This window comes from Kribbia dieselivorans NBRC 106261 (genome assembly GCF_001552435.1).
In the GTDB taxonomy this organism is placed as follows: Bacteria; Actinomycetota; Actinomycetes; order Actinomycetales; family Dermatophilaceae; genus Kribbia; species Kribbia dieselivorans.
In genome coordinates, this window is record NZ_BCRE01000286.1 from 1 (window position 1) to 1,469 (window position 1,469).

General features: G+C 55.0%; 1 protein-coding gene. It reads right to left on the minus strand.

The window, feature by feature from the left end; genetic code table 11:
• Positions 1 to 848 precede the first annotated feature (848 nt).
• Positions 849 to 1,469: RHS repeat-associated core domain-containing protein (locus KD1_RS16385; protein ID WP_157073430.1), on the minus strand; the 621-nt coding region annotated here is incomplete at its 5' end.

Here is a 1,469-nt window from a genome sequence, read left to right on the forward strand (position 1 = left end):
GGATTGTCGCTGTCATCGGCGTAGTGGTTCTCCGTGACCGAACCGGCCGCCACGTCCTGGCTCCGGCGCCGACCGTTAGGGTCAAGCTCGAACGTCGTCTTTCCCACCGACGCTAAAATCGGAGTAGAGACCATATGATTCGAAGAATTGGCGACTCCGGCTCCGGCGGAGCAACTCGGATCACGCCAAGAGCTGACTGAACAATTTCGTCAATTCGATGAATGTCAACCTCAGGGTCACTTGAGTACAAGCAGATCCCGAGGTAGTTGACATTGGGTTTCGGAAGCCACGAAGACAGCTCCCTGAAATACGCAAAGTCCTTCAGGTACTTGTATCGGTAAAAGCCGAATCTGGAGGCAGGAAGACGCATTTCCTGGTGAAACTGGATCAAAATGTTCGGCGTCACACCCGGTTTCGCCAAAGTCGCATACCTGCGCTCCCAAGCCTCCCGCTCGATCCTGGTCACAAGGCGAACGGATCCGGCGGACAGTTTCACAGGTTTCGTCAAGATTATCGGCGCCCAAACAGTGACGTCGCCCGCATCACCAACAGTCGCAACCTCGACGGACATTGAACGCGCCCTGATGAAACAAACCCCCTCCCACGCGTTAACAAAGGCCCACGGGATTGTTAAAGTGACTGCTGCTACTTGCCCCAATTGCCCAATGTTGCGCAATTGAGGATTCCATACAGCCTCAATAGTGAAAATTATGAGCATTGCCAACAGTATTCCAGTCGCCACGCCTCCCACCACTCCGAGCACAATGGAAAACACACCAGAAAAGCCCAGCCCAGACTGCGGCAAGACTACTCGATTGAGGGGACTGTGATTCATGCCAGAACCCACTTCATGCACTCTGCCAGGCTCGCCATGCCCATCCACGGATCTTGTCGATTCTGTCAGCCATTGCATAGGCCAGGTATCCCAGGCCGAGCGGCACAAGGATGCGCCTCTCAAAAAAGCCCATGTTCGATCGAACCTTGCTTGCATGCCGTGCGACATAGAAGTAGCTATGCTTCAAAATGACAGGAATTGCCCTTTCGGACGCGCCATTCAGCAGCTTGCCCAGACCTAGATCCCAAATCATGTAAAGTGCGGTTCTAATGTACCGGACGACCAAATAAAGGATGATGGAGAGGATTGCAAAAATAGTCGAAATTGCGCCACAAGGCCCACACAGGGTCAGTGTCCAATGCCCTGCGTATGCGCTGATTGTGCGGAACAATTTCGCAATCTTGATTGCCCATCGATAGTTCCGGCCGCTGGGCTTCCAAATTTCACCGCTGGTGTCGTTGGTGTTGATGGGGTCGTTGGGGTAGTTGTAGGGGTTTTCGTTGCCGCCGGGGATGGGGTCGGTGCTGGTGAAGGTGGCGCGGGTGGGGTTGTAGAGGCGTCGGCCCATGAGGGTGAGGCCGTGGGTGTCCCTGGTGGTGGCACGTTGGTACTGGCCCAGGTGCCCGTACCCGCT